The organism is Burkholderia gladioli, assembly GCF_000959725.1.
GTDB lineage: Bacteria > Pseudomonadota > Gammaproteobacteria > Burkholderiales > Burkholderiaceae > Burkholderia > Burkholderia gladioli.
The window spans coordinates 750,343-775,201 of sequence record NZ_CP009323.1; the positions used below are offsets into that span (position 1 = coordinate 750,343).

The window sequence follows — 24,859 nt, forward strand, 5'->3', positions numbered from 1 at the left end:
GTCACGGGTCCCGTCGCTACATCGTCACGACATCGAGGACGTTAATCCTGGCCTCCATGAAGTCGTTAGGCATCCTTACACCCAGGTACGCCGCCTGCCGCCTGTCCGCGCCCGAGCGAGCGCCCGCCGCCGGACGGCGAGCGAACGGAACCCGTGGAACAGACATGAGGTGAGTGGCGCGCGCTGCGATGCGCTCGTCCTGCCGGCTCGCGTTCCGGCACGACCGCGCGGCACGCCGCGTCGGCCTGATGTCGGCGGCGCCGGCCTGCTGCCCGGCGGCCGACCCGCCCGCCGCCGATGCGAACGCATCGACGGCGTGGCGAGCTTGCCGCGTCGCGTCTGGCGCGATCGCGGCGGATCCGGCGCCGCGCATCGCGCCGCCGGACATTCCCGCCCCGAAGACGGGCATCGCGACGCACATCATCGGTGCATCGATCCTGCCCGCCGTCTCGTCCGCCCGCGCTGCCGCGTCGGCCGGACGATTCAAGAAAAACGTATTCCGCACAATACCCAAACCGCCAAGAATGCCGGGCGCCCGAAGCGGGCTGGCCTGATGCGCCGCGCGGCTCGCGCGGCAGCTTCCGTTTCGCTCCGACAAATCAGCAATTTGCATGCCCATTGCAATCGGCACCGGCCATTCCGGGTCCGCCGAGCGGACCCGCGCGGCCCGCAGGCCACGCGCATGCATTGCTTCGATCCCCAAACAGACCTCGTTGTCGTTCTGCTTCCCGTTGTGCTGCTTCCCGTTCGACGCGCCGCGACCAGCTCCAAGCTCGTCATCCGGCCGGCGCCCAGCCACCTCGATGACCATCGCGCCGACACGCGTCGCCGTACCCCGTTCCCGCGCTGCGCGAAGGATTGCAACCCTGCCTGTCACGGAGGGGGCAACGGCCAACTCCTGCTGCATTAAATCGGTCTCCTGCACACTGCAAAAACCTCGTCTGCAATGCATTACGGCCTGAAAACGCGCGCATTGTAACTCCAATTTCAGGACGACCAATATTCCTGATTCGACAGGGTTTTCCTGCATTGCAACCATTTTTTTATGAAATGGACGCAAAATCATCGCAACCGGGTTGCACCTTATGCGAAGCGAGCAGTTGCAAAACGAAGCGCGAAAGCGAAACCGAAAGGCAAAACAAAAGCGCGCCGAGTGGCGCGCTTTGTCGGGGGACGATCGGATCGGGGAATTGATCCGACGAATGAAAAGGATCGAACCTTAGACGGCGGGCGGCAGGTTGAGCCCGCGCGGAAGCGGGAACGAGACATTTTCCTCGATGCCCTCGAGCGCGCGCACGTTGCGCACGCCGAGCTCGCGCAGCCGCGCGATCACGGCCTGGGCCAGCACCTCGGGCGCCGAGGCGCCGGCCGTCACGCCGATGCGCCGCTTGCCGGCCACCCAGGCCGGGTTGATCTGGTCCGGCGAATCGACCATATAGGCTTCCACGCCGCGCTTTTCCGCGACCTCGCGCAGCCGGCTCGAGTTCGAGCTGTTCGGGCTGCCGACCACGATCACCACGTCGCATTGGGGCGCCATGAACTTGACCGCGTCCTGGCGGTTCTGCGTGGCGTAGCAGATGTCCTGCTTCTTCGGCTCGCGGATCGCGGGGAACTTGCGCTTGAGCGCGGCGATGATCTCGGCCGCGTCGTCCACCGACAGGGTGGTCTGCGTGACCAGCGCGACGCGCTCGGGATCGGGCAGCTCCAGCGCGAGCACGTCCTCGACGCTCTCGACCAGGTGCATGCCGCGCTCGACCTGGCCCATCGTGCCCTCGACCTCGGGGTGGCCCTTGTGGCCGATCATCACGATGTCGACGCCGTCCTGGCGCATCTTCGCGACCTCGACGTGGACCTTGGTGACCAGCGGGCAGGTCGCGTCGTAGATGCGCAGGCCGCGCACGTCGGCTTCGTCGCGCACCGCCTTCGACACGCCGTGCGCGCTGAAGATCACGGTGTTGCCCGAGGGCACTTCCTCGAGTTCCTCGACGAAGATCGCGCCCTTCTTCTTGAGATCCTCGACCACGTACTTGTTGTGCACGATCTCGTGACGCACGTAGATCGGCGAGCCATGCATCGCGATCGCGCGCTCGACGATCTCGATCGCGCGATCGACGCCGGCGCAGAAGCCGCGCGGCTGGGCGAGCAGGATTTCGGCGTCGGCCGCGACGGTCGGGCCGGACAGCGTATCGGTAATGCTCATGGTTACAGAATCCCGATGATTTTCACTTCGAACGTAATGGCCTGCCCCGCCAGCGGGTGATTGAAGTCGAACAGCGCCGAGGTCTCGCCCACTTCCTTCAGCACGCCCGCATAGCGGCCGCCGTCAGGCGCATTGAACTCGATCAGATCGCCGGGCGTGAAATCCTCGCCGACCATGCCGTTCTCGCGCAGCGTCTTCATCGACACGCGCTGGATCATCTCCGGATTGCGGGGACCGAAGGCCTCGCCTGCCCCTAGCTGGAAGGTCGAGTGGTGCCCCGACTTCAGGCCGAGCAGAATGTTCTCGAGTGCCGGCGCGAGTTGCCCGGCGCCAAGCAGCAGGGTAGCCGGCTTGTCGGCGAAGGTGTTGACGATGTCGGCACCATCGGCGAGCGCAAGCCGGTAATGAAGCGTGACGTGGGAACCGGGCTTCACTTCTGAAATATCGATGAGGCTCATGTTTACTCGTTCAGTCCGCCGCCGGGCGGCACAGCGCAAAACCCCTATTGTAAGTCACCTGAGCGCTCGGGGCGGAATGTCGCCCCGCGGCCGGCCTCGCCCGGTGTTGCGCGCTCGTCATCGGAGAACAGCGGATGCCTTCGAATCCGAGCGGCGCGTGCCATGACGCGCCCGAATCGCCAGAATCCCTCTGCGCGCCGGCGGCACGGGCCGCCGAGGCGGCGCCCGCCCTGACGGCGATCGCGTCGGCCGCCGCCAGGCCCGTCGCGACGCCGGCCGGTTCAGCCGGCGCCCCTCGCAAGCATAAGAAGCGCCTGGGCAAGGAGGCGTGCAAGAACCTGCCCCGCGAACGCCTGCTCCAGCGCGGCGCCGATGCGGTCACCGACGTGGAGCTGGTCGCGCTGCTGATCGGCAACGGGATCGGCTTCGGCCGCAGCGGCGACACCGCCCTGCGCGTGCTCGAGAAATTCGGCTCGCTGCGCGCGCTGCTCGACGCCCCGCACCACGAGATCCAGGCCGTCGAAGGTATTGCCGCGGCACGCGCGGCGGTACTGATCGCCACCACCGAGCTGGTGCGCCGCGCGCTGGTGGAGCGCGCCCGCGCGCGCTCGCAGGTCGATTCGCCGGGCGCCGTGCGCGACTACCTGCGGCTGAAGATCGGCACGCGCCGGCGCGAAACCTTCCTCTGCCTCTACCTGGACGCCCAGCACCGCCTGCTCGAACTGGAGGAAAGCACTATCGGCTCGCTCACGCGGATGGCCGTCTATCCGCGCGAAATCGTGCGGCGCGCGCTGGAATCCGGTGCGGCGGCGCTGATCGTGGCGCATAATCACCCCTCCGGCGTGGTCCGGCCCAGCGCCGAGGACCGTCGTCTCACGCAGTTGCTGCGCGACGCGCTCGCGCTGGTCGACGTGCGGCTGACCGATCACATCGTGGTGGGCGAGAGCGAGACCTTCTCCTTTGCCCAGGCGGGGCTGCTCTGATATGGCCCCGTTCGAGGCGACGCCGCGTCGGGTCCATCAGGCAGGCCCGGTCGATCGACACCGGAAATTGGGTTGATTTTCCAGAATTTTTTCTGTTAGAATCGCCGTCTGACTTTTTTCCAACCAGTTCTGAAGCCAAAGAAGGGACGAGAGGTCTGGCCATCCAGTGTGGCTCGGTCTTTCCAAGACGGCAGCGGTTCGCAGTCGTTGAGCGAAGAAACTTCATCGGCGATTGAACCCGAATTCAGCGTATTAGGAGTGCTCTCATGGCACGCGTATGCCAAGTAACTGGGAAAGCGCCGATGAGCGGCAACAACGTTTCCCACGCCAACAACAAAACGAAGCGTCGCTTCCTGCCGAATCTGCAAAACCGCCGGTTCTGGGTGGAAAGCGAAAACCGCTGGGTGCGTCTGCGCGTCTCGAACGCCGGCCTGCGCCTGATCGACAAGAACGGCATCGATTCCGTGCTCGCTGACCTGCGCGCACGCGGCGAAGCCTAAGTCCAAGGAGCACGAAAATGGCGAAGGGCGCACGCGACAAGATCAAGCTGGAGTCGACCGCTGGCACGGGTCACTTCTATACGACCACCAAGAACAAGCGCAACATGCCGGAAAAGATGTTGATCAAGAAGTTCGATCCGGTCGTTCGCAAGCACGTCGAGTACAAGGAAACGAAGATCAAGTAATCTTCGCCTCCCTGGCCTGATGACACGAAAAGCCCCGCTCTCGCGGGGCTTTTTGTTTTCCGCGCACGCCGGCCCTGCGCCGCATCACGCAGGCGCCGTCTTTTTGTCTTCGCCGTGACACATTGCCACATGGATCGCGGTATGCTCTGCCTTCCTCTGCCAGGCCGCGCCGGCACGAGGCAAGCCAGCGGACGACAGCGCGGAAACGGAGAAGCAAGATGAATTTCGATGTGGCGATCGTCGGCAGCGGTCTTGCCGGTCTGTCGGTCGCGTTGAACCTGGCGCAGACGCGCAAGGTCGCGCTGATCGCGAAGCGATCGATGATGGAAGGCGCGAGCGACTACGCGCAGGGCGGCATCGCGGCGGTGCTCGATTCGGCCGACAGCGTCGAGAACCATGTCAGCGACACGCTGATCGCCGGCGGCGGCTTGTGCGACGAGACCACCACCCGCTTCATCGTCGAGCACGGCCGCGCGGCGATCGAATGGCTGATCTCGCAGGGCGTGCCGTTTACGCGCGACGCGGCGGCCGAACTCGGCTTCCACCTGACGCGCGAGGGCGGCCACAGCCATCGCCGCATCATCCACGCGGCCGACGCGACCGGCCATGCCGTGCTGGCGACGCTGAGCGAGCGCGCACGCAAGCATCCGAACATCACCTTCCTCGAAAACCATCACGCGGTGGACCTGATCACCTCGGATCGGATCGGCCTGCCCGGCGGGCGCTGCGTCGGCCTCTACGCGCTCGATGTGCGCACCGGGCTGACCGTGACCATCGAGGCGCCGCACACGGTGCTGGCCACCGGCGGCGCGGGCAAGGTCTATCTCTACACCACCAACCCCGACACGGCGACCGGCGACGGCATCGCGATGGCTTCGCGCGCGGGCTGCCGCGTCGCGAACATGGAATTCATCCAGTTCCATCCGACCTGCCTCTACCATCCCTACGCGAAATCCTTCCTGATCTCGGAAGCGGTGCGCGGCGAGGGCGGGCTGCTCAAGCTGCCGGACGGCACGCGCTTCATGCCGGCCCACGATCCGCGCGCCGAACTCGCGCCGCGCGACATCGTGGCACGCGCGATCGACTTCGAGATCAAGAAGCGCGGCATCGACTGCGTCTATCTCGACATCAGCCACCAGCCCGAGGCCTTCCTGCGTGAGCACTTCCCGACCATCCACGCGCGCTGCCTCGAATTCGGCATCGATATCGCCAAGCAGCCGATTCCCGTGGTGCCGGCCGCGCACTACACCTGCGGCGGCGTGGTGACCGACCTGGCCGGGCGCACCGACCTGGCGGGGCTCTATGCGGTCGGCGAGACCTCGTACACGGGCCTGCACGGCGCCAACCGGCTCGCCAGCAATTCCCTGCTCGAATGCCTGGTGATCGGCCGCGCGGCCGCCGAGGCGATCGAGACGGCCGGCTACGAGCGCGTCGCGCACGACGCCCTGCCCGCCTGGGACGAAAGCCGCGTGTCGGATCCGGACGAGGAAGTGGTGGTCGCCCACAACTGGGACGAACTGCGCCGCCTGATGTGGAACTATGTCGGCATCGTGCGTACCGACAAGCGGCTGGCGCGCGCCAAGCATCGCATCGAGCTGCTGCGCGACGAGATCCAGGAGTATTACGCGAACTTCCGCGTCAGCCCGGATCTGCTGGAGCTGCGCAATCTGGTCGACGTGGCCTCGCTGATCGTCGAAAGCGCGCGTTCGCGGCGCGAGAGCCGCGGCCTGCATTTCAGCCGCGACTGGCCCGATACGCTGCCGAAGGCGCTGCCGACGGTGCTCTCGCCGCGCCGCTGAGCGACGCGCGAGCGCGTGGCGCGGTCAATGACAAAGGCCGCTTGCGGAGGGTTTCCGCAAGCGGCCTTGTTGTTTCCAGGGATGGCGAGCCAGCGAGGATGGCGCATCACGCGCCACCATCGCCCGCGATCTCAGTCGACGATCCGCATCGAGAAATCGGTGGCGCGTACGTCCTTGGTCAGCGCGCCGATCGAGATCCGGTCGACGCCGGTCGAGGCGATATCGCGCACGGTCTCGGCATTCACCCCGCCCGACACCTCGAGCACCGCCCGGCCGCCAGTCACACGCACCGCCTCGCGCATCATCTCGAAGCTGAAATTGTCGAGCAGCACCGATTTCGCACCATGCGCGAGCGCCGTGTCGAGCTGGGCCAGCGTCTCCACCTCGACCTGCACGGGCACGCCCGCCTCGAGCGCGAAGGCGGCGTCGAGCGCCTCGCCGACCCCGCCCGCCGCGGCGATATGGTTCTCCTTGATCAGGATGCCGTCGTACAGCGCCAGGCGCTGGTTCGCGCCGCCGCCGACGCGCACCGCGTACTTCTGCGCGAGCCGCAGGCCCGGCAGCGTCTTGCGCGTGTCGAGGATGCGCGCGCGATGGCCGTCGATCAGCGCGACGTAGCGGCGCGTGGCGCTGGCCACGCCCGAAAGCAACTGCAGGAAGTTCAGGCCATTGCGCTCGGCCGTCAGCAGCGCGCGTGCCGGGCCCCGCAGTTCGCAGACGGTGGTGTCGGCGCGCATCAGATCGCCTTCGCGATAGGACCAGCTGACCTCGATGGCCGGATCGACCGAGCGCATCACCGCTTCGAACCAGGGCACGCCGCACAGCACCGCGTCCTCGCGCACGATGATGCGCGCGAGGCGGGCCGGGCCGTCGGGCACCAGGCGGCCGGTCTGGTCGCCGCTGCCGACGTCCTCGGCGATCGCATCGGCGACGTTGCGCGCGATCGCGGCCTCGAAGGCCGCGCCGTATTCGCCAACGATGTCCTGGTAGATCGGGGAAACCGCCGTGCTCATGCCGCCCCCACGTTCGAGAACAACTGCGCATCGCGCTGCAGGTCGCCGCTGGCCTGGACGCGCCGCTTGTGCTGGGCCGCGAATTCCAGCATGCGATCGATCGGCAGGCGCGCGCGCTCGCCGATCGCGCGATCGACGAAGATTTCGTTATGGCCGCGCTCCAGCACCTCGGCCAGGTTCGCCAGGCCGTTCATCGCCATCCAGGGGCAATGCGCGCAGCTCTTGCATGTCGCGCTGTTGCCGGCCGTCGGCGCGGCGATGAAGGTCTTGCCGGGCGCCGCGAGCTGCATCTTGTGCAGGATGCCGAGGTCGGTCGCGACGATGAAGCGTTGCGCGTCGAGCTTGACGGCCGCGTCGATCAGCTGGGTGGTCGAGCCGACCACGTCGGCCAGCGCCACCACGTTCTCGGGCGATTCCGGATGCACCAGCACCTTCGCGTCCGGATGCTCGGCGCGCAACAGGTCGAGCTCGATGCCCTTGAATTCGTCGTGCACCAGGCAGGAGCCCTGCCACATCAGCATGTCGGCGCCGGTCTTCTTCTGGATATAGCTGCCGAGGTGCCGGTCCGGCGCCCAGATCAGCTTCTCGCCGCGCGCATGCAGGTCGGCCACGATCTCCAGGCCGATCGAGGAGGTGACCATCCAGTCCGCGCGCGCCTTCACGGCCGCGCTGGTGTTGGCATACACCACCACCTTGCGATCCGGATGCGCATCGCAGAAAGCCGAGAAGTCGTCGACGGGGCAGCCGAGGTCGAGCGAGCAGGTGGCATCGAGATCGGGCATCAGGATGCGCTTGTCCGGGCTCAGGATCTTCGCCGTCTCGCCCATGAAGCGCACGCCGGCCACCACCAGCGTCTGCGCCGCGTGATCGCGACCGAAGCGCGCCATCTCGAGCGAATCGGCCACGCAGCCGCCAGTCTCGTCGGCCAGCTCCTGCAATTCGGCATCGACGTAATAGTGCGCGACGAGCACGGCCTTCTCGCGCTCCAGCAGCGCCTTGATGCGTGCCTTGAGCGCTGCGCGCTCCACCGCGGACGGGCTGTCGGGCACCTTGGCCCAAGCCTGCCCGACTCCGCACACGGCACCCGGCCGGTCGTATTCGACGGGTTTGATCGCGGCTTGCATCTTCCTCTCCTCTGCTCCTTCGCGCTGCCGATCGGCCGCCGCGCGAAAGCGGCGGCACAAAAGAAAAAACCCCGCCAGCGCGGGGTTTGTGACGTTCCGAAATTCTAATCGATTTCAGATCAGGCGTAGCGGCGCAGACGCGTCGCGAACTCCTGCAGCGCCTTGATGCCGCTTTGTTCGGCACGATGGCACCAGTCCTGCAATTGGGCCAGCAGCTGTTCGCGCGAAGCGTTCGAACGGTCCCACATCGAGGCCAGGTCCTGGCGCAGCTGGAAGTAGGTATGCATCTTCTGGCTGTTGGCGAAGATCTCGGGCAGCAGGCGCTTCTGCGGCTCGTTCAGGCCCTCTTCGTCCTTGTGGAACCAGGAGCGGGCGCCGCGCAGCAGTTGGTACTTCTCGCTCGAACCGAGCTCCTTCAGGTGCGCGAGCTCCTGGCGGTAGGCGCGCTTCAGTGCCTTGCCGTAGTTCGCCATCACTTCGTAGCGGTTCGACAGCACGGCCTGCAGCGTTTCCTGGTCGACCACGGCCTTGCGTGCCACCAGGCGCGGCGTGGGCGCGATCTTCTTGACCTTGGCGAGCTTGAACGCCGACAGGATGCGGATGTACATCCAGCCGATGTCGAACTCGTACCACTTGTTCGAGAACTTCGCCGAGGTGGCGAAGGTGTGGTGGTTGTTGTGCATTTCCTCGCCGCCGATCACGATGCCCCAGGGAATCAGGTTCGTGCTCGCATCGGCCGAGTTGAAGTTGCGATAGCCCCAGAAGTGCGCGAGGCCGTTGACCACGCCGGCCGCCCAGAACGGGATCCAGATCATCTGCACGGCCCAGACCGACAGGCCGACGATACCGAACAGCGCGACGTCGATCACCATCATCAGGCTCACGCCGAGGATCGTGTACTTCGAGTAGACGTTGCGCTCGATCCAGTCGTTCGGCGTGCCGTGGCTGAACTTGCGCAGCGTTTCCTCGTTCTTGGCTTCGGCGCGATAGAGCTCGGCGCCTTCGAGCAGCACTTTCCAGATGCCGCGCGTCTGCGGGCTGTGCGGATCCTCTTCGGTCTCGCACTTGGCGTGGTGCTTTCGATGGATGGCCGCCCACTGGCCGGTCAGCATGCCGGTGGACATCCACAGCCACAGCCGGAAGAAGTGGCTGACGGCCGGATGCAGGTCGAGCGCGCGATGCGCCTGACAGCGATGGAGATAGATGGTGACGGAGACGATCGTGACGTGCGTGGCCACAAGCGTGGCCAGAACGATCTGCCACCACGAGAAATGCAGCAGCCCGTGGGCCAGGAAGTCGAGCACAGAATTCAGCAAGGCAGGTTACCTGTAATTCAGAGACGGCGCCGGTCAGGACCGCGCGCCGACGTCATAAAAATGAAAGCATACCGTGTGTAGACGAAATTTTACTGTATCCGTTCCGGGCAACTGTCAAAAATGAATGATTGTTGCTATGGCGCAAGGGGCTTCGCGTCCAACGCCGGACTAGCCCGGCGAAGCAGTCCATTCGCGGCCCGACAAACGGAAAAAGGGCCGCTTCAAGTGCCCGGCGCCGGGCCCGATCGCGCCCCATTCGCCCCGATTTCTGCGCTCGCCGCCGGGCCCTGCCCGACGATGCGCAACTCGCGCTGCGGCAGCGGCACCGATATGCCGTGCTCGCCGAACAGCCGCCACAGCTTGCGATTCACCGCCGAGCGCACGCCCGAGGTGCCGCGCGCGGCATCGGCGATCCAGAAGCCCAGTTCGAGCTCGATGCCGTCGGTGCCGAAACCCACCAGGTAGGGCGCCGGCGCCGGGTCCTCGAGCACCCGCTCGACATCCTTCGCCGCCTCGGCCAGCAACGCCAGCGCCGCCTCCACGTCGCTGCTGTAGGCGATGCGCACCGCCACCTTGGCGTAGCCGCGAGTCTGGAACGAGGACTGGTTCTGCACCACGTCGGTGATCAGCTTCTCGTTCGGGATCAGCTTCTCGTAGCCGTCCAGCCCGCGCACCACCGTGTAGCGAGTGCGGATCTGGGTGACGATGCCCTGCAGGCCGCCCACGTCGATCGCGTCGCCGAGCCTGAGCGAGCGGTCGAGCAGGATGATGAAGCCCGACACGTAGTTGCTGGCGATTTTCTGCAGGCCAAAACCGAGCCCCACGCCGAGCGCGCCGCCGAACACGCCGAGCACGGTCACGTCGATGCCGACCAGCGAGAGCCCGATCAGCACCGCCGCCACCACCAGCAGCGCGCGGCCGACCCGCGACAGCACCACCTTGAGGTTGGCGTCGAGCGTCGCGGCACGCGACAGGCGGTCCTCCAGCAGCGAGCCGAGCCACATCGCCACCACCAGGGTGACGCAGATCCACAAGCAGCCCGACAGCAGCGAGAGCAGGCTCAGGTGAGCGCTGCCGACATGGAAGCGCACGCCGTCGAGCCAATCGACCACGTCGCGCTGGATGCCGAGCACGGTGAGCACCATCGCCACCCACACCAGCACCGAGACCAGCTTCTCGATGATCGACAGCCAGGCGTGGGTATCGCCGTCACGGGCGAAGGCGCGGCGCGCGACCGAGAACAGCAGGTAGATCAGCGCGATGCCGAAGAGGGGCACCAGCGCGAGCTGCAGCAGCGAGGTGGAGAAGAAGCGCTCGCCGACCTCCTGCGCGACCAGCAGCAACACGCCGCCGGCCAGCGGGAACAGCGCCCGGTCGAGGCTGCTCGCGCCGGTACCGGGAGCGCGGCCCGCGGCACGCCGGCGCGCCTCGATGCGCGAACGCAGCCAGCGCGCCAGCAGCCAGGCCAGCGCGAGCGTGCCGGCCAGCACCGCGAGCTGCCAGATCATCACCGGCTGGCCGAAGTCGCGCGCGACGCCGGCCAGCCGTTTCGACAGCAGCGGATCCTGCATGGCGCCGCCCGCGATCAGCTCGCCTCGTCGGCCGCTTCCGCACCTGCGGCGTCGGCCTTGGCTTCGACGGCCTTGGCTTCGACGGCTTCGGCCGCGTCGGCGGGGGCCGCCGCCTCGGCGCCGGCCTTGGCGGCAGCCGGCTTGGCCGGCTTCGCGCGCCGCTCCAGCACGGCCGCGAAGAAACCGTCGGTGGCATGGCGATGCGGCCACAGCGACAGGTAATCGCCGGTATCGAGCGCGATGCGCTGCTCGGCCAGCACCTTGTTGGCCGGCACCAGCACGAAGTCGGGATGCGCGGCGAGGAACTGCACGACGATCGCCTCGTTCTCCGCCTCCAGCACGCTGCAGGTCGCGTAAACCAGGCGGCCGCCCGGCTTCACCAGGCGCGCGGCGCTGGCGAGGATCGAGCCCTGCTTGGGCGCGAGTTCCTCGATCGAGTCGCGCGTCTGGCGCCACTTGAGGTCGGGATTGCGGCGCAGCGTGCCCAGGCCGCTGCAGGGCGCGTCGACCAGCACGCGGTCGATCTTGCCGGCCAGTCGCTTGATCTTGGCGTCGTGCTCGCTGTCGATCAGCACCGGGTTGACGTTGGACAGCCCGCTGCGCGCCAGGCGCGGCTTGAGCTTGGCCAGGCGCTTCTCGGACACGTCGAAGGCATAGAGGCGCCCGGTCGAGCGCATCGCCGCGCCCAGCGCCAGGGTCTTGCCGCCCGCGCCGGCGCAGAAGTCGACCACCATCTCGCCGCGGCGCGGCGCCATCAGCGAGCAGAGCAGCTGGCTGCCCTCGTCCTGCACCTCGATCAGGCCGTCCTGGAAGATCGACAGCTTGGTCAGGGCCGGCTTGCCGATCACGCGCACGCCGTTCGGCGCGAACGGGGTCTCGCCGGCCTCGATGCCGGAGGCCTTGAGCGCGTCGAGCACCTGGTCGCGGGTGGCCTTCTGCACGTTCACGCGCAGGTCCAGCGGCGCCGGGTAGTTGACCGCGGCCGCGAACTGCGCGAGCCCGTCGGCATCGAAGCGCTGCGACAGCGCCTGGTGGATCCAGTCGGGCAGGTTGGTGCGCACGCGCAGCGGCAGGCTGGCCGGGTCGATCTTGGCGACGTGGTCGAGCCAGGACCATTCGGCCTCGGACACATGGGGCTTGAGCGCCGAGCGGCCCGCCGTCTGCATCAGCCCCAGCAGGGTCAGGCGGCGCGCCGGCGTGCCGGTGCCGCTCTCGGCCAGGTGCGCGTATTCCATCTTCCGGCGCAGCACCGCGAACACCGCCTCGGCGATCACGCCACGCTCGGCATGGCCGAGCTTGGGATGCGCGCGGAAGAACCGGCTCGTGGTCGCATCGGCCGGGCCCGCGAATTTCAGTACGTCGCCGAGCAGCGTCTCGGTCTGGCCAATCAGAAAACCATGCAGCTTCATACACCCTCACCCTGTTTGTTGTTGTCATCCGCGACCAGCCAGCGGCAGGTGCCGTCGGCCAGCACCGCGCGCCCCGCCTCGAGCCGCAATTGCCCCTCGACGAACCAGCGCACCGCGCGCGGATAGAGCACATGCTCGGCCTCGAGCACGCGCGCGGCCAGCGTCTCGGGCGTGTCGCCCTCGCGCACCGGCACCGCCGCCTGCGCGACGATCGCGCCGCTGTCGAGCTCCGGGATCACGAAATGCACGGTGGCGCCGTGCAGGGCCACGCCGGCGGCCAGCGCCGCCTCGTGCGTGCGCATGCCCTTGAAACTGGGCAGCAGCGAGGGATGGACGTTCAGCATCCGGCCCTCGAAACGCGACACGAAGCCGGGCGTGAGGATCCGCATGAAGCCGGCCAGCACCACCAGATCGGGCGCGAAACGCTCGATCTCGGCGGCCAGCGCGGCGTCGAAGGCCTCGCGGCCGTCGTGCTCGCGATGGTCGACGACGGCCGTCGCGATCCCGCGCTCGGCCGCGAACGACAAACCGGCCGCCTCGGGCCGGTTCGCGATCACGGCGGCCACGCGGGCCGGCCAGGCGTCGCGCGCGCAGGCGTCGACGATGGCCTCCATGTTGCTGCCGCGGCCTGAAATCAGGATGACAAGATTTTTCATCCGCGGATTTTAGCATTCGGGACCACCGTTTCCCGGCCGCCGAGCCGCCCATCGCCCCGAACCGTTTATAATCTTGTGCTTTGCGGCATCCGCCCGCCCCGTTTGTGCCGTATTTCGGTTCCCTAGTCTTCATCGAGCCCGCTGCCAACCCGCTATCGTGAAAGTCTTTCGCGGCCTGCCCAACGCCGAGAGCCGCGCCCCGTGCGCGCTGACGATCGGTAATTTCGACGGTGTCCACCGTGGCCATCAGGCCCTGCTCGCGCGCGTGCGCGCGGCCGCGGACGCGCGCGGGCTGCCGGTCTGCGTGATGACCTTCGAGCCGCACCCGCGCGAGTTCTTCAATCCGGCCGGCGCCCCGCCCCGGATCGCGATGCTGCGCGACAAGCTCGAGGCGCTGCGCGAGAACGGCGTGGACCGGGTGGTGGTCGAGCACTTCAACCATACCTTCGCCAACCAGGCGCCCGAGGCCTTCGTCGAGCAGACCCTGGTCAACGGCCTGCACACGCGCTGGATGATCGTGGGCGACGATTTCTGCTACGGCGCCAGGCGCGCCGGCAATTTCGCCTCGCTGCAGGAAGCCGGCGCGCGCCACGGCTTCGACGTCGAGCAGATGGCCACGCTGGCCGCGCCCAACGGCGCGCGTATTTCGAGCTCGGGCGTGCGCGCCTCGCTGGCCGCGGGCGATCTCGACGCGGCCAAGCAGGCGCTCGGCCACGGCTACGCGATCAGCGGCCACGTCGCGCACGGGCTCAAGCTCGGCCGCGACCTCGGCTTCCCCACCCTGAACCTGTCGATCGCGCACAAGCGCCCGGCCCTGTCGGGCATCTTCGTGGTGCTGGTGCACGGCCTGGGCGAGAAGCCGCTGCCGGCGGTGGCCAGCCTCGGCGTGCGGCCCACCGTGGTGGACGCGGGCCGCGTGCTGCTCGAGGTGCACATCCTCGACTGGCATGGCGACGCCTACGGCAAGCTGGTGCGCGTCGAGTTCCTCAAGAAGCTGCGCGACGAGGCCAAGTTCATCGACCTCGAGACGCTGACCCGCGCGATCGCGCAGGACGTGGTCGACACGCGCGCCTATTTCGCCGCGCACGGCGTGCCGCCCGGCGGCCGCGCCACCGGCTTCGCCACCTCGGCGACCGACCGAATTAGCTGACCCGTCCGGGCGCGCCAGGCGCCCGCCGCGCCGTCACGGCGCCCGTCCCCCGATCACGACGCGCGAGCGTCCCCGAACGAGATAGCGATTCCCGACATGAGCAACAAGAAAGCCGATTCCAAACCGCAGGCCAAGTATCCGGTCAACCTGCTCGACACGCCGTTCCCGATGCGCGGCGACCTGCCCAAGCGCGAGCCCCAGTGGGTGCAGGACTGGGAGGACCGCGGCATCTACGAGAAGATCCGCGCGGCCAGCGCCGGCCGCCCGAAGTTCATCCTGCACGACGGCCCGCCCTACGCGAACGGCGACATCCACCTCGGCCACGCGGTCAACAAGATCCTCAAGGACATCGTCGTCAAGTCGCGCAACATGGCCGGCTTCGACGCGCCCTACGTGCCGGGCTGGGACTGCCACGGCATGCCGATCGAGATCCAGATCGAGAAGCAGTTCGGCAAGTCGCTGCCGGCCGCGGAGGTGCAGAAGAAGGCGCGCGCCTACGCCACCGAGCAGATCGAGAAGCAGAAGGTCGGCTTCAAGCGGCTGGGCGTGCTCGGCGACTGGAAGAACCCGTACAAGACGATGAACTTCCAGAACGAGGCGGAGGAGTTGCGCGCGCTCGGCAAGATCATCGAGAAGGGTTTCGTCTATCGCGGCCTGAAGCCGGTCAACTGGTGCTTCGACTGCGGCTCGGCGCTGGCCGAGGCCGAGGTCGAGTACAAGGACCGCACCGATCCGACCATCGACGTGATGTTCCCGTTCGCCGAACCGGAGCGCACCGCCCAGGCCTTCGGCCTGCCGGCGCTGCCGCGCGCCGACGGCGGCATCGTGATCTGGACCACCACGCCCTGGACGATCCCCGCCAACCAGGCGCTCAACGCACACCCGGAAATCGTCTACGCGCTGGTCGACACCCCGCGCGGCCTGCTGATCCTCGCCGAGGAACGCGTGGCCGCCTGCCTGGAAGCCTTCAAGCTGAGCGGCAAGGTGATCGCCACCGCGCCCGGCGCGAAGCTCTCGGGCCTGCGCTTCCACCACCCGCTGGCCGGCTCGCATCCGGGCTACCAGCGCAGCTCGCCGGTCTACCTCGGCGACTACGTCACCACCGACACCGGCACCGGCATCGTCCACTCCTCGCCCGCCTACGGCGTGGAGGACTTCGTCTCCTGCAAGGCGCACGGCATGAGCGACGCCGACATCATCAACCCGGTGATGGGCGACGGCCGCTATATCGAATCGCTGCCGCTGTTCGGCGGCCTGCCGATCTGGGACGCGAACCCGAAGGTGGTCGAGGCGCTGCAAGCCGCCGGCACGCTGCTGCGCAGCGAGAAGTACACCCACAGCTACATGCACTGCTGGCGCCACAAGTCGCCGATCATCTACCGCGCGACCTCGCAATGGTTCGCCGGCATGGACACCCAGCCCAACGACGGCGGCCGCACGCTGCGCGAAGTCGCGCTGCAGGGCGTCGAGGACACCGCCTTCTACCCCGCCTGGGGCAAGCAGCGCCTGTACAGCATGATCGCCAACCGGCCGGATTGGACGCTGTCGCGCCAGCGCCAGTGGGGCGTGCCGATGGCCTTCTTCGTCCACAAGGAAACCGGCGAGCTGCATCCGCGCACGCTGGAGCTGCTCGAGGAAGTGGCCAAGCGCGTCGAGGCCGGCGGCATCGAGGCCTGGCAGACGCTGGAAGCACGCGAGCTGCTCGGCGACGAGGCCAACCTCTACGAGAAGAACCGCGACACGCTCGACGTCTGGTTCGACTCGGGCACCACGCACTGGCACGTGCTGCGCGGCTCGCACAAGGACGCGCTGCAGTTCCCGGCCGATCTCTACCTGGAGGGCTCGGACCAGCATCGCGGCTGGTTCCACTCCTCGCTGCTGACCGCCTCGATGATCGACGGCCGCGCGCCCTACAAGGGCCTGCTCACGCACGGCTTCACAGTCGACGGCGAAGGCCGCAAGATGAGCAAGTCGCTCGGCAACGGCATCGACCCGCATGAGGTCTCGAACCGCCTGGGCGCGGAAATCGTGCGCCTCTGGATCGCCTCGACCGATTACTCGGGCGAGCTGGCGATCTCCGAGGAAATCCTCAAGCGCGTCACCGAGGGCTATCGCCGGATCCGCAACACGCTGCGCTTCCTGCTCGCCAACCTGTCGGACTTCGACTACGCGAAGGACGCGCTGCCGGCCGCCGAATGGCTCGAGATCGACCGCTACGCGATCGCCTTCTCGGCCCAGTTGCAGACCGAGCTGCTCGCGCACTACGAGAAGTACGAGTTCCACCCGATCGTGGCGAAGCTGCAGACCTACTGCTCGGAGGATCTCGGCGGCTTCTACCTCGACGTGCTGAAGGACCGGCTGTACACCAGCGCGCCCGCCTCGCCGGCGCGCCGCTCGGCGCAGACCGCGCTCTACCACGTCACGCAGGGCCTGCTGCGGGTGCTCGCGCCCTTCCTCTCGTTCACCGCCGAGGAAGCCTGGAAGGTGTTCCAGCCGGCCAGCGAAACGATCTTCACGGAAACCTACTACGCTTATCCCGAGATCGACGGCGCGGCCGCCCTGCTCGAGAAGTGGACGCTGCTGCGCGCGGTGCGCGCGGACGTGACCAAGGCGCTGGAGGAAGCGCGCAGCGCGAACCGGATCGGCTCCTCGCTGCAGGCCGAGGTCGAGATCCGCGCGAGCGGCGCGCGCCACGCGGCGCTCGCGAGCCTCGGCGAGGACCTCAAGTTCGTGCTGATCACCTCGGCGGCCACCGTCACCGAGGTGGCCTCGGAAGCCGACGAGGCGGTCGAGGTGGCCGCCTCGACCTACCAGAAGTGCGAGCGGTGCTGGCACTACCGCGCCGACGTGGGCGCGCACGCGGAGCACCCGACGCTGTGCGGCCGCTGCTTCTCCAACCTCTTTGAAAACGGCGAAACCCGGAGCGCTGCATAACCATGGCGAAAACCCTGTCGAAATCCACTGGCGGCGCGCTCGCGCCGTGGCTGGGCATTTCGCTGATCGTGATCCTGTTCGACCAGCTCTCGAAGATCGCGGTGCTGAAGACCTTCAGCTACGGCGCGATGCATGCGCTGACCGGCTTCTTCAACCTGGTGCTGGTCTACAACCGCGGCGCGGCCTTCGGCTTCCTGTCGGCCGCCAGCGGCTGGCAGCGCTGGGCCTTCACGGCGCTGGGCATCGGCGCGACCCTGGTGATCTGCTACCTGCTCAAGCGCCACGGCCACCAGCGCCTGTTCAGCCTGTCGCTGGCGCTGATCCTGGGCGGCGCGCTCGGCAACGTGATCGACCGGCTGATGTACGGCCACGTGATCGACTTCCTCGATTTCCACGTCGGCGGCTGGCACTGGCCCGCCTTCAACCTGGCCGATTCGGCGATCACCATCGGCGCGATCCTGCTGATCTACGACGAGCTGCGCCGCGTGCGCGGCACGCGCTGAAGCCAAGCCGGCCGGCGCCGACGCGCGAGCGTCGGCAGGCGCCGCGCGGTAAATTACGGGGCCGGGCCTTGGGGCGCCGGCCCGTTTCATTCGCGGAGGTCCAGTTGGAACACCAGGAACTCGCAGGAAAACACCTCGTCGTCGGCCTGACGGGCGGCATCGCCTGCTACAAGATCGCCGAGCTCACACGCCTGCTGACCAAGGCCGGTGCGAGCGTGCAGATCGTCATGACCGAGGCGGCCGCCCAGTTCATCACGCCGGTGACCATGCAGGCGCTGTCGGGGCGGCCGGTCTACACCAGCCAGTGGGATGCGCGCGTCGACAACAACATGGCGCATATCGACCTGTCGCGCGAAGCCGACGCGATCCTGATCGCGCCGGCCTCGACCGACTTCATCGCCAAGCTCGCCCACGGTTTCGCCGACGACCTGCTCTCGACGCTGTGCATCGCGCGCGACTGCCCGCTGCTGGTGGTGCCGGCGATGAATCGCCAGATGTGGCAGAACCCGGCCACCCAGCGCAATGCCGCGCAACTGCGCGCCGACGGCATCTCGGTGCTGGGCCCCGATTCGGGCGCGCAAGCCTGCGGCGAGGTCGGCGACGGCCGCATGCTGGAGCCGGCGGCCATCTACGAGGCGATCGTCTCGCACTTCCGGCCCAAGCGGCTCGCCCACAAGCGCGTGCTGATCACCGCCGGCCCGACCTTCGAGCCGCTCGACCCGGTGCGCGGCCTGACCAACCTGTCCAGCGGCAAGATGGGTTTCGCGCTGGCGCGCGCGGCCCAGCAGGCCGGCGCCGAGGTGCATCTGGTGGCGGGGCCGGTCCACCTGGCCACGCCCTGGGGCGTCTATCGCCAGGACGTGCAGACCGCCCAGCAGATGCACGACGCGGTGATGCATGCGGTGCCCGACGCGGACCTGTTCATCGCGGTGGCCGCGGTGGCCGACTGGCGCGTCGCGCAGCCGGCTGCGCACAAGATCAAGAAGACCGCCGATCGCAAGATGCCGGTGCTGGAGTTCGTCGAGAACCCGGACATCCTGGCCAGCGTGGCCGCCCTGCCCGACGCGCCCTACTGCGTCGGTTTCGCGGCCGAGAGCGGCGACCTCGAGGTGCATGGCGAGGAGAAGCGCCGCCGCAAGCAGGTGCCGCTCCTGATCGGCAACCTCGGCCCCTTGACCTTCGGCCTCGACGACAACGAGGTGGTGCTGTTCGAGGCCGCCGGTACCACGCGCCTGCCGCGTGCGGCCAAGGCCACGCTCGCGCACACGCTGATCGAGGAGATCGCGAAACGCCTGCCCGATACGCGCCTGATCTGACGCAATCCCCTGCCGGGCGCCCGCGCGCGAAGCGGGCCGCCCGGCGCTTCCTTCCAGACTTCTTGCCAGCGACCTGCCGGATGAAACTCGACCTGAAGATCCTCGACGCGCGCATGCGCGACTACCTGCCGAACTACGCCACGCCGGGCAGCGCGGGCCTCGACCTGCGCGCCTGCCTGGACGCGCCGATCACGCTGAAGCCGGGCGACACCGCCCTGGTGCCGACGGGCCTGGCGATCCACGTGGCCGACCCCGGCTACGCGGCGCTGATCCTGCCGCGCTCGGGCCTCGGCCACAAGCACGGCATCGTGCTCGGCAACCTGGTCGGCCTGATCGATTCCGACTACCAGGGCCAGCTGATGGTCTCGACCTGGAACCGCGGGCAGAGCGAATTCGTGCTGAATCCGTTCGAGCGCCTGGCCCAGTTGGTGATCGTGCCGGTGGTGCAGGCCAGCTTCAACATCGTCGAGGATTTCGCGCAGAGCGAGCGCGGCGAGGGTGGTTTCGGCAGCACCGGCCGCCAGTAAGCCGGTCGCCGTTCGTCGCCCGACAAGGCAGCGAACGGCTGCACAAAAGACAAAAGAAAACGGCGCGGGATTCGCATCCCGCGCCGTTTGTTCATGGCGCCGTGGCCGGCGCTTCGCGCCTCACTCCACTTCGACCGTTTCCTCGCTCGGCTTCGGCGGTTCGGCCGAATTGTCGAAGGACAACTGCACGGTGTTGTTCTCGTCGACGTCGACCGTCACGCGGCCGCCGTTGACGAGTTTGCCGAACAGCAGTTCGTCGGCAAGCGCGCGACGGATCGTGTCCTGGATCAGGCGCTGCATCGGCCGCGCGCCCATCAGCGGATCGAAGCCGTTCTTCGACAGGTACTTGCGCAGCGCGTCGGTGAACAGCGCATCGACCTTCTTCTCGTGAAGCTGGTCCTCGAGCTGGATCAGGAACTTGTCGACCACGCGCATGATGATTTCCTCATCGAGCGAGCGGAAGCTGATCGTCGCGTCCAGGCGGTTGCGGAACTCCGGCGTGAAGAAGCGCTTGATCTCCGACATCTCGTCACCGACCTCGCGACGCGTGGTGAAGCCGATGGTGCCCTTCTGCATCGACTCGGCGCCCGCGTTGGTCGTCATGATGATGATGACGTTGCGGAAATCCGCCTTGCGGCCGTTGTTGTCGGTCAGCGTGCCGTGGTCCATCACCTGCAGCAGCACGTTGAAGATGTCCGGATGCGCCTTCTCGATTTCGTCGAGCAGCAGCACGCAATGCGGCTTCTTGGTGACGGCCTCGGTCAGCAGGCCGCCCTGGTCGAAACCGACATAACCGGGGGGCGCGCCGATCAGGCGGCTGACCGCGTGACGCTCCATGTACTCGGACATGTCGAAGCGGATCAGCTCGATGCCGAGTGTGAACGCGAGTTGCCGCGCCACCTCGGTCTTGCCGACGCCGGTCGGGCCCGAGAACAGGAAGGCGCCGATCGGCTTGTCGAGCTTGCCGAGGCCGGCACGCGCCATCTTGATGGCGGCGGCCAGCGCGTCGATCGCCGGGTCCTGCCCGAACACCACGCTCTTCAGGTCGCGATCGAGCGTCTGCAGCTTGCTGCGATCGTCCTGCGACACGCTTTGCGGCGGGACGCGCGCGATCTTCGAGATGATTTCCTCGATCTCGGACTTGCCGATGGTCTTCTTCTGCTTCGACTTCGGCAGGATCCGCTGCGCCGCGCCCGCTTCGTCGATCACGTCGATCGCCTTGTCCGGCAGGTGACGATCGGTGATGAAGCGTGCCGACAATTCGGCGGCGGCCGACAGCGCGCCCGACGAATACTTCACGCCGTGGTGCTCCTCGAAGCGCGACTTGAGCCCGCGCAGGATCGCCACCGTCTGCTCGACCGAAGGCTCGTTGACGTCGACCTTCTGGAAGCGCCGCGACAGCGCCGCGTCTTTCTCGAAGATGCCGCGATATTCGGTGAAGGTAGTCGCGCCGATGCACTTCAGGTTGCCCGAGGACAGCGCCGGCTTGAGCAGGTTCGACGCATCGAGCGTGCCGCCCGAGGCCGCGCCTGCGCCGATCAGCGTGTGGATCTCGTCGATGAAGAGGATCGCGTGCGGACGTTCCTTCAGTTCCTTGAGCACCGTCTTCAGACGTTGCTCGAAATCGCCGCGGTACTTGGTGCCCGCCAGCAGCGCGCCCATGTCGAGCGAGAACACCTGGGCGTTGGCCAGGATGTCCGGCACCTCGCCGCGCGTGATGCGCCAGGCCAGGCCCTCGGCGATCGCGGTCTTGCCGACCCCGGCCTCGCCGACCAGCAGCGGATTGTTCTTGCGACGACGGCAGAGCACCTGCACCACGCGCTCGACCTCGGTTTCGCGACCGATCAGCGGATCGATGCGACCGTCCTTGGCCATCTGGTTCAGGTTCTGCGTGAACTGCGCGAGCGGGGTTTCCTTCTGCGCGTTCGCGTCTTCCGATTCGGGTGCACCGTCGCCGGCCTTGGCCGCGTCCGCGCTGCCCGTCTTCGCGATGCCGTGGGAAATGAAGTTCACCACGTCCAGGCGCGTGACGCCCTGCTGCTGCAGGTAGTAGACCGCGTGCGAATCCTTCTCGCCGAAGATCGCCACGAGCACGTTCGCGCCCGTCACTTCCTTCTTGCCGTTCGAGGTGGATTGCACGTGCATGATCGCGCGCTGGATCACGCGCTGGAAACCGAGCGTCGGCTGGGTGTCGACGTCCTCGGTGCCCGGCACCGTGGGTGTGTTGTCGTGGATGAAGTTGCGCAGGTTCTGGCGCAGGTCCTCGATATTGGCCGCGCAGGCGCGCAGCACTTCGGCCGCGGTCGGGTTGTCGAGCAGCGCCAGCAACAGGTGTTCGACTGTAATGAACTCGTGCCGCGCCTGGCGCGCTTCCATGAACGCCATGTGCAGGCTGACTTCCAATTCCTGGGCAATCATGCTTCCTCCATCACGCACTGCAGCGGATGCCCTGCCTGCCGCGCATGGGTAACGACTTGCTCAACTTTGGTCAACGCGATGTCCCGCGTATAGACCCCACATACCCCCCGCCCCTCGCGATGGACCTTGAGCATGATCTGCGTCGCGGTCTCGCGATCCTTCTTGAAGTACTCCTGCACCACCATGACGACGAATTCCATCGGGGTGAAATCGTCGTTCAGCAGCACCACCTTGTACATCGAAGGCGGCTTCAGCTTCTGCTCGCTGCGTTCCAGGACGGTGTTGTCCTGCTTGTCCGGGATAATCGCCATACACCCATTCTAAACAACTCGGACAGGCCCGCAATCCTGTCATAAACCAGCCTTGCGGCCGGCACCGTTTAGCCTGCATGCTCACAGACTCGCGCCACTCGCACGCCGCGAAAACCGGCTCGCGGCGCCGACTTCCGAAGGTGTCCGCAACCCGGCAGGCAGCCCGGTGTCGCGACGCGTGGATCGAGTATCCCATATTCCCGCCAAGCTCGAAGGCCTGACGCCCGAGCATGCTATATGGGCTGATTATGGGGCTTTTCAAGCACCCTCGCTTGGCACCCGTATGACAGTGGAAAGCGGGATAAACCCTGAAAATGGGTTCTTTACAACGGCCCCCAAACCACCGACAAATTCCCCTTGACACTCAAATAAAGAGCGCCAACAATCAAGCTGGCACTTTTTTCAATCTGTCTTTTTTGACGACGGAGAATGGGCCGAGGTGAGCTTGTGAGGGGGGAACGGCTGCATTTGCCGGTCGTTTAGCTTTTCGAGCGTGCTCGTGGTAACGACTGAGTGACAGGGGAAGTAGGTATGGCAACTGGTATTGTCAAATGGTTCAATGACGCGAAGGGCTTCGGCTTCATCACGCCCGACGAAGGCGGCGAAGATCTGTTTGCACATTTCTCGGCTATCAACATGCAGGGTTTCAAGACCCTGAAGGAAGGCCAGAAGGTGAGCTTCGAGGTCGTCCAAGGCCCGAAGGGCAAGCAGGCTTCGAACATCCAGGCAGCCTGAGCGCATTGGATTCTCGATAAAAAACCCGGCTCCGAGCCGGGTTTTTTTTGCGCCCTTGCCGGCGTCTTTCTCGTGCATTTTCCTGAGCGCTTTCCGTCGGCCTCGCCCGAGACCGACAGTCTCTTCTACTCGCGCGATCACACCACCTTCAGCGTGCCCATCATGCCGAGGTCCTCGTGTTCGAGGATATGGCAGTGGAACATGCGCTCGCCCGCCTCGTGCTGGACCGTCGCGATCCGCACCGTCTCGCCCTTTCTCACGTTCACGGTATCGCGCCACGCGCGGTAAGGCTCCGCCGTGCGCCGGCCGCGATACTCGCGCTCGACCACCTGGAATTGCGTGCCGTGCAGGTGGAATGGATGATCCATGTCCGTATTGTTCGCAATACTCCACAATTCGACGTCGCCGCGTCGGCTGGTGAGGGTGGCGCGATGCGGCGACCAGCTCTGTCCATTCACCATGAAGCGCATGCCGGCGGGGCGCGACCCCGGCTTCGAGGCCATCATCGCGTTCATGTCCATCGCTTCGCCGAACGTGACGGTCTTGCGCGCGACCGGCGCGCCCAGCGCCGGCACCGGGCGCAGCATGGCCGACACCGCGCGGGCCGCGGCTGGCGAGAACGCCACCTCGGCCAGCGGCAGCGGCGGGTCCGCCGGCAGCGAGGGTTCGTCGTCCTCGGACATGGCCATCGCCATCTTGCTGCGATCGTAAGTCCCTGCCCGCAGCATGGCCTTCGCGGCCCGATCGCCGGCGCGCACCAGCAATTCGGCGCGCTCGCCCGGCGCGAGCAGCAGGGCGCTGACGCTGCGCGAGCGCTCCAGCAGGCCACCGTCCGTGCCGACCTGCTCGAAGGCGCGGCCGTCGTCGAAGGACAGGTTCAGGTAGCGCGCGCTGCTGGCGTTCCAGACGCGCCAGCGTTCGTCCTGCGCGACATCGATGCGCGGCAGGCGCGCGCCGTTGACCAGCGCGAACTGCCCTTCGCGGCCGTTCATCCAGTCCATCATGTCGTTCGGCGGGATCGTGCCGTCCGAGGCCAGCTTGAGGTCGGAGATGAACAGTTGCCGCTCGGGCCAGCCGGCCAGCGGATCGTCTGCGGCGCGCACCACGATCGGGCCGGCCAGGCCGCGGAACACCTGCTCGGCCGTCATGTTGTGAGGATGCGGGTGATACCAGTACGTGCCGGCGCAGCCCTTCGGCAGCGTGAAGCGGTAGATGCGCGATGCGCCCGGCTCGATCAGCGCGAGCGGGTTGCCGTCCTGGTCGGGCGGCACCGGCAGGCCGTGCCAGTGCATGGTGGTCGGTTGCGGCAGGCGGTTGACGACGCGGATTTCCACCTGGTCGCCCTCGCGCAGCTCGATCAGCGGGCCGGCGACCGAACCCTGCGCGGCATCGCCATACAGCCACATCGGAGTGGGCGCGGCGCCCGGCAGCAATTGGCGCGCCACCGGCTGGGCGACCAGCGTGGCGCTGAAACGGCCCGGCGTGTCGCTCCGGTTGGCGAGCACGCGCAGAGGGGGGAGCGGCGCGCCGCCGGGCAGCGCGTCGGCGGCCGCCAGTTCCATGTCGGCCGCGGCTTCGGAAGCCGGCGCGTCGTGCATGCCAGCCATGCCCTTCATGTCGTCCATGCCCGCCATGCCGTGCATCGCGTGCGACTGAGCGAACGCGGCGCGGGCGAAGGCCAGCGTGGCTGCCGCGACTAGCGCGCGGCGCAAGAATTGCCTGCGTATCATCCATCGAATCCCGAGTCAGCG

Annotated in this window: 22 protein-coding genes; 10 read left to right on the plus strand and 12 right to left on the minus strand. The window is 67.2% G+C overall.

Annotated elements, in window-relative coordinates; genetic code table 11:
- Positions 1 to 16: 16 nt before the first annotated feature.
- The 3 genes from BM43_RS20260 to BM43_RS20270 form a co-directional block, all read right to left on the minus strand.
- Positions 17 to 1,066, minus strand: a complete 1,050-nt coding sequence (locus tag BM43_RS20260; RefSeq protein ID WP_144417683.1) for a hypothetical protein — start codon at positions 1,064 to 1,066, stop codon at positions 17 to 19.
- A gap of 153 nt (positions 1,067 to 1,219) precedes the next feature.
- The gene (gene ispH / locus BM43_RS20265) at positions 1,220 to 2,200 is read right to left on the minus strand and encodes a 4-hydroxy-3-methylbut-2-enyl diphosphate reductase (protein WP_013699128.1); all 981 of its coding nucleotides are present in this window, start codon (positions 2,198 to 2,200) and stop codon (positions 1,220 to 1,222) included.
- Positions 2,201 to 2,202: 2 nt separating this feature from the next.
- Positions 2,203 to 2,658 (minus strand): FKBP-type peptidyl-prolyl cis-trans isomerase, encoded by a 456-nt coding sequence (locus BM43_RS20270; RefSeq protein WP_013699129.1) that lies wholly within the window; start codon positions 2,656 to 2,658, stop codon positions 2,203 to 2,205.
- Positions 2,659 to 2,792: 134 nt separating this feature from the next.
- Between BM43_RS20270 and radC the strand changes: the two genes are divergently transcribed.
- The 4 genes from radC to nadB all read left to right on the plus strand — a co-directional run bounded on the left by radC (position 2,793) and on the right by nadB (position 6,125).
- Entirely contained in the window at positions 2,793 to 3,641 is an 849-nt protein-coding gene (radC, locus tag BM43_RS20275) for a RadC family protein (protein ID WP_036049491.1), read from the plus strand.
- 266 nt (positions 3,642 to 3,907) lie between these two features.
- Complete coding sequence (gene rpmB, locus BM43_RS20280) at positions 3,908 to 4,141, plus strand: 50S ribosomal protein L28 (RefSeq protein WP_004186391.1); 234 nt, start codon at positions 3,908 to 3,910, stop codon at positions 4,139 to 4,141.
- Between the two features lie 17 nt (positions 4,142 to 4,158).
- Positions 4,159 to 4,326 (plus strand): 50S ribosomal protein L33, encoded by a 168-nt coding sequence (gene rpmG, locus BM43_RS20285; protein WP_007180630.1) that lies wholly within the window; start codon positions 4,159 to 4,161, stop codon positions 4,324 to 4,326.
- A gap of 218 nt (positions 4,327 to 4,544) precedes the next feature.
- On the plus strand, positions 4,545 to 6,125 hold the full coding sequence (gene nadB / locus BM43_RS20290) for an L-aspartate oxidase (protein ID WP_013699131.1): 1,581 nt from the start codon (positions 4,545 to 4,547) through the stop codon (positions 6,123 to 6,125).
- Positions 6,126 to 6,256: 131 nt separating this feature from the next.
- On the opposite strand, the gene nadC is transcribed toward nadB, so the two are convergent.
- From nadC to purN, 6 genes are all read right to left on the minus strand, one after another.
- The gene (gene nadC / locus BM43_RS20295; protein WP_036049489.1) at positions 6,257 to 7,138 is read right to left on the minus strand and encodes a carboxylating nicotinate-nucleotide diphosphorylase; all 882 of its coding nucleotides are present in this window, start codon (positions 7,136 to 7,138) and stop codon (positions 6,257 to 6,259) included.
- Complete coding sequence (gene nadA, locus BM43_RS20300) at positions 7,135 to 8,262, minus strand: quinolinate synthase NadA (protein ID WP_013699133.1); 1,128 nt, start codon at positions 8,260 to 8,262, stop codon at positions 7,135 to 7,137. Before nadA ends, nadC begins: the two co-directional genes overlap by 4 nt.
- 119 nt (positions 8,263 to 8,381) lie before the next feature.
- Positions 8,382 to 9,578 (minus strand): DesA family fatty acid desaturase, encoded by a 1,197-nt coding sequence (locus BM43_RS20305; RefSeq protein ID WP_013699134.1) that lies wholly within the window; start codon positions 9,576 to 9,578, stop codon positions 8,382 to 8,384.
- 221 nt (positions 9,579 to 9,799) lie between these two features.
- Positions 9,800 to 11,149, minus strand: a complete 1,350-nt coding sequence (locus BM43_RS20310) for a mechanosensitive ion channel family protein (protein WP_036049486.1) — start codon at positions 11,147 to 11,149, stop codon at positions 9,800 to 9,802.
- A gap of 14 nt (positions 11,150 to 11,163) precedes the next feature.
- The gene (locus BM43_RS20315) at positions 11,164 to 12,558 is read right to left on the minus strand and encodes an RsmB/NOP family class I SAM-dependent RNA methyltransferase (RefSeq protein WP_036049484.1); all 1,395 of its coding nucleotides are present in this window, start codon (positions 12,556 to 12,558) and stop codon (positions 11,164 to 11,166) included.
- Positions 12,555 to 13,214, minus strand: coding sequence for a phosphoribosylglycinamide formyltransferase (gene purN, locus BM43_RS20320; RefSeq protein ID WP_017918714.1), 660 nt, complete (start codon positions 13,212 to 13,214; stop codon positions 12,555 to 12,557). Before purN ends, BM43_RS20315 begins: the two co-directional genes overlap by 4 nt.
- Before the next feature lie 154 nt (positions 13,215 to 13,368).
- Between purN and BM43_RS20325 the strand changes: the two genes are divergently transcribed.
- The 5 genes from BM43_RS20325 to dut all read left to right on the plus strand — a co-directional run bounded on the left by BM43_RS20325 (position 13,369) and on the right by dut (position 19,644).
- On the plus strand, positions 13,369 to 14,364 hold the full coding sequence (locus BM43_RS20325; protein WP_308416487.1) for a bifunctional riboflavin kinase/FAD synthetase: 996 nt from the start codon (positions 13,369 to 13,371) through the stop codon (positions 14,362 to 14,364).
- 96 nt (positions 14,365 to 14,460) lie between these two features.
- The gene (gene ileS / locus BM43_RS20330; RefSeq protein ID WP_036049482.1) at positions 14,461 to 17,298 is read left to right on the plus strand and encodes an isoleucine--tRNA ligase; all 2,838 of its coding nucleotides are present in this window, start codon (positions 14,461 to 14,463) and stop codon (positions 17,296 to 17,298) included.
- Between the two features lie 2 nt (positions 17,299 to 17,300).
- Positions 17,301 to 17,801 carry a signal peptidase II gene (lspA, locus tag BM43_RS20335; protein ID WP_013699140.1) on the plus strand — a complete coding sequence of 167 codons (501 nt, stop codon included), beginning with the start codon at positions 17,301 to 17,303 and terminating at the stop codon, positions 17,799 to 17,801.
- 104 nt (positions 17,802 to 17,905) lie between these two features.
- On the plus strand, positions 17,906 to 19,117 hold the full coding sequence (gene coaBC / locus BM43_RS20340) for a bifunctional phosphopantothenoylcysteine decarboxylase/phosphopantothenate--cysteine ligase CoaBC (protein WP_036049481.1): 1,212 nt from the start codon (positions 17,906 to 17,908) through the stop codon (positions 19,115 to 19,117).
- 80 nt (positions 19,118 to 19,197) lie between these two features.
- Positions 19,198 to 19,644, plus strand: coding sequence for a dUTP diphosphatase (dut, locus tag BM43_RS20345; RefSeq protein WP_013699142.1), 447 nt, complete (start codon positions 19,198 to 19,200; stop codon positions 19,642 to 19,644).
- Positions 19,645 to 19,764: 120 nt separating this feature from the next.
- On the opposite strand, the gene clpA is transcribed toward dut, so the two are convergent.
- Together clpA and clpS are read right to left on the minus strand one after the other, a co-directional pair.
- Positions 19,765 to 22,062 carry an ATP-dependent Clp protease ATP-binding subunit ClpA gene (gene clpA / locus BM43_RS20350; RefSeq protein WP_025098176.1) on the minus strand — a complete coding sequence of 766 codons (2,298 nt, stop codon included), beginning with the start codon at positions 22,060 to 22,062 and terminating at the stop codon, positions 19,765 to 19,767.
- Positions 22,059 to 22,373, minus strand: a complete 315-nt coding sequence (gene clpS, locus BM43_RS20355; RefSeq protein ID WP_036049478.1) for an ATP-dependent Clp protease adapter ClpS — start codon at positions 22,371 to 22,373, stop codon at positions 22,059 to 22,061. The genes clpA and clpS overlap by 4 nt, the downstream gene beginning before the upstream one ends.
- Positions 22,374 to 22,904: 531 nt before the next feature.
- On the opposite strand from clpS, the gene BM43_RS20360 reads away from it, so the two are divergent.
- Positions 22,905 to 23,108 (plus strand): cold-shock protein, encoded by a 204-nt coding sequence (locus tag BM43_RS20360; protein WP_004196460.1) that lies wholly within the window; start codon positions 22,905 to 22,907, stop codon positions 23,106 to 23,108.
- A 137-nt stretch (positions 23,109 to 23,245) separates the two neighbouring features.
- On the opposite strand, the gene BM43_RS20365 is transcribed toward BM43_RS20360, so the two are convergent.
- Positions 23,246 to 24,838, minus strand: coding sequence for a multicopper oxidase family protein (locus tag BM43_RS20365; RefSeq protein WP_036049476.1), 1,593 nt, complete (start codon positions 24,836 to 24,838; stop codon positions 23,246 to 23,248).
- Positions 24,839 to 24,859: the final 21 nt, after the last annotated feature.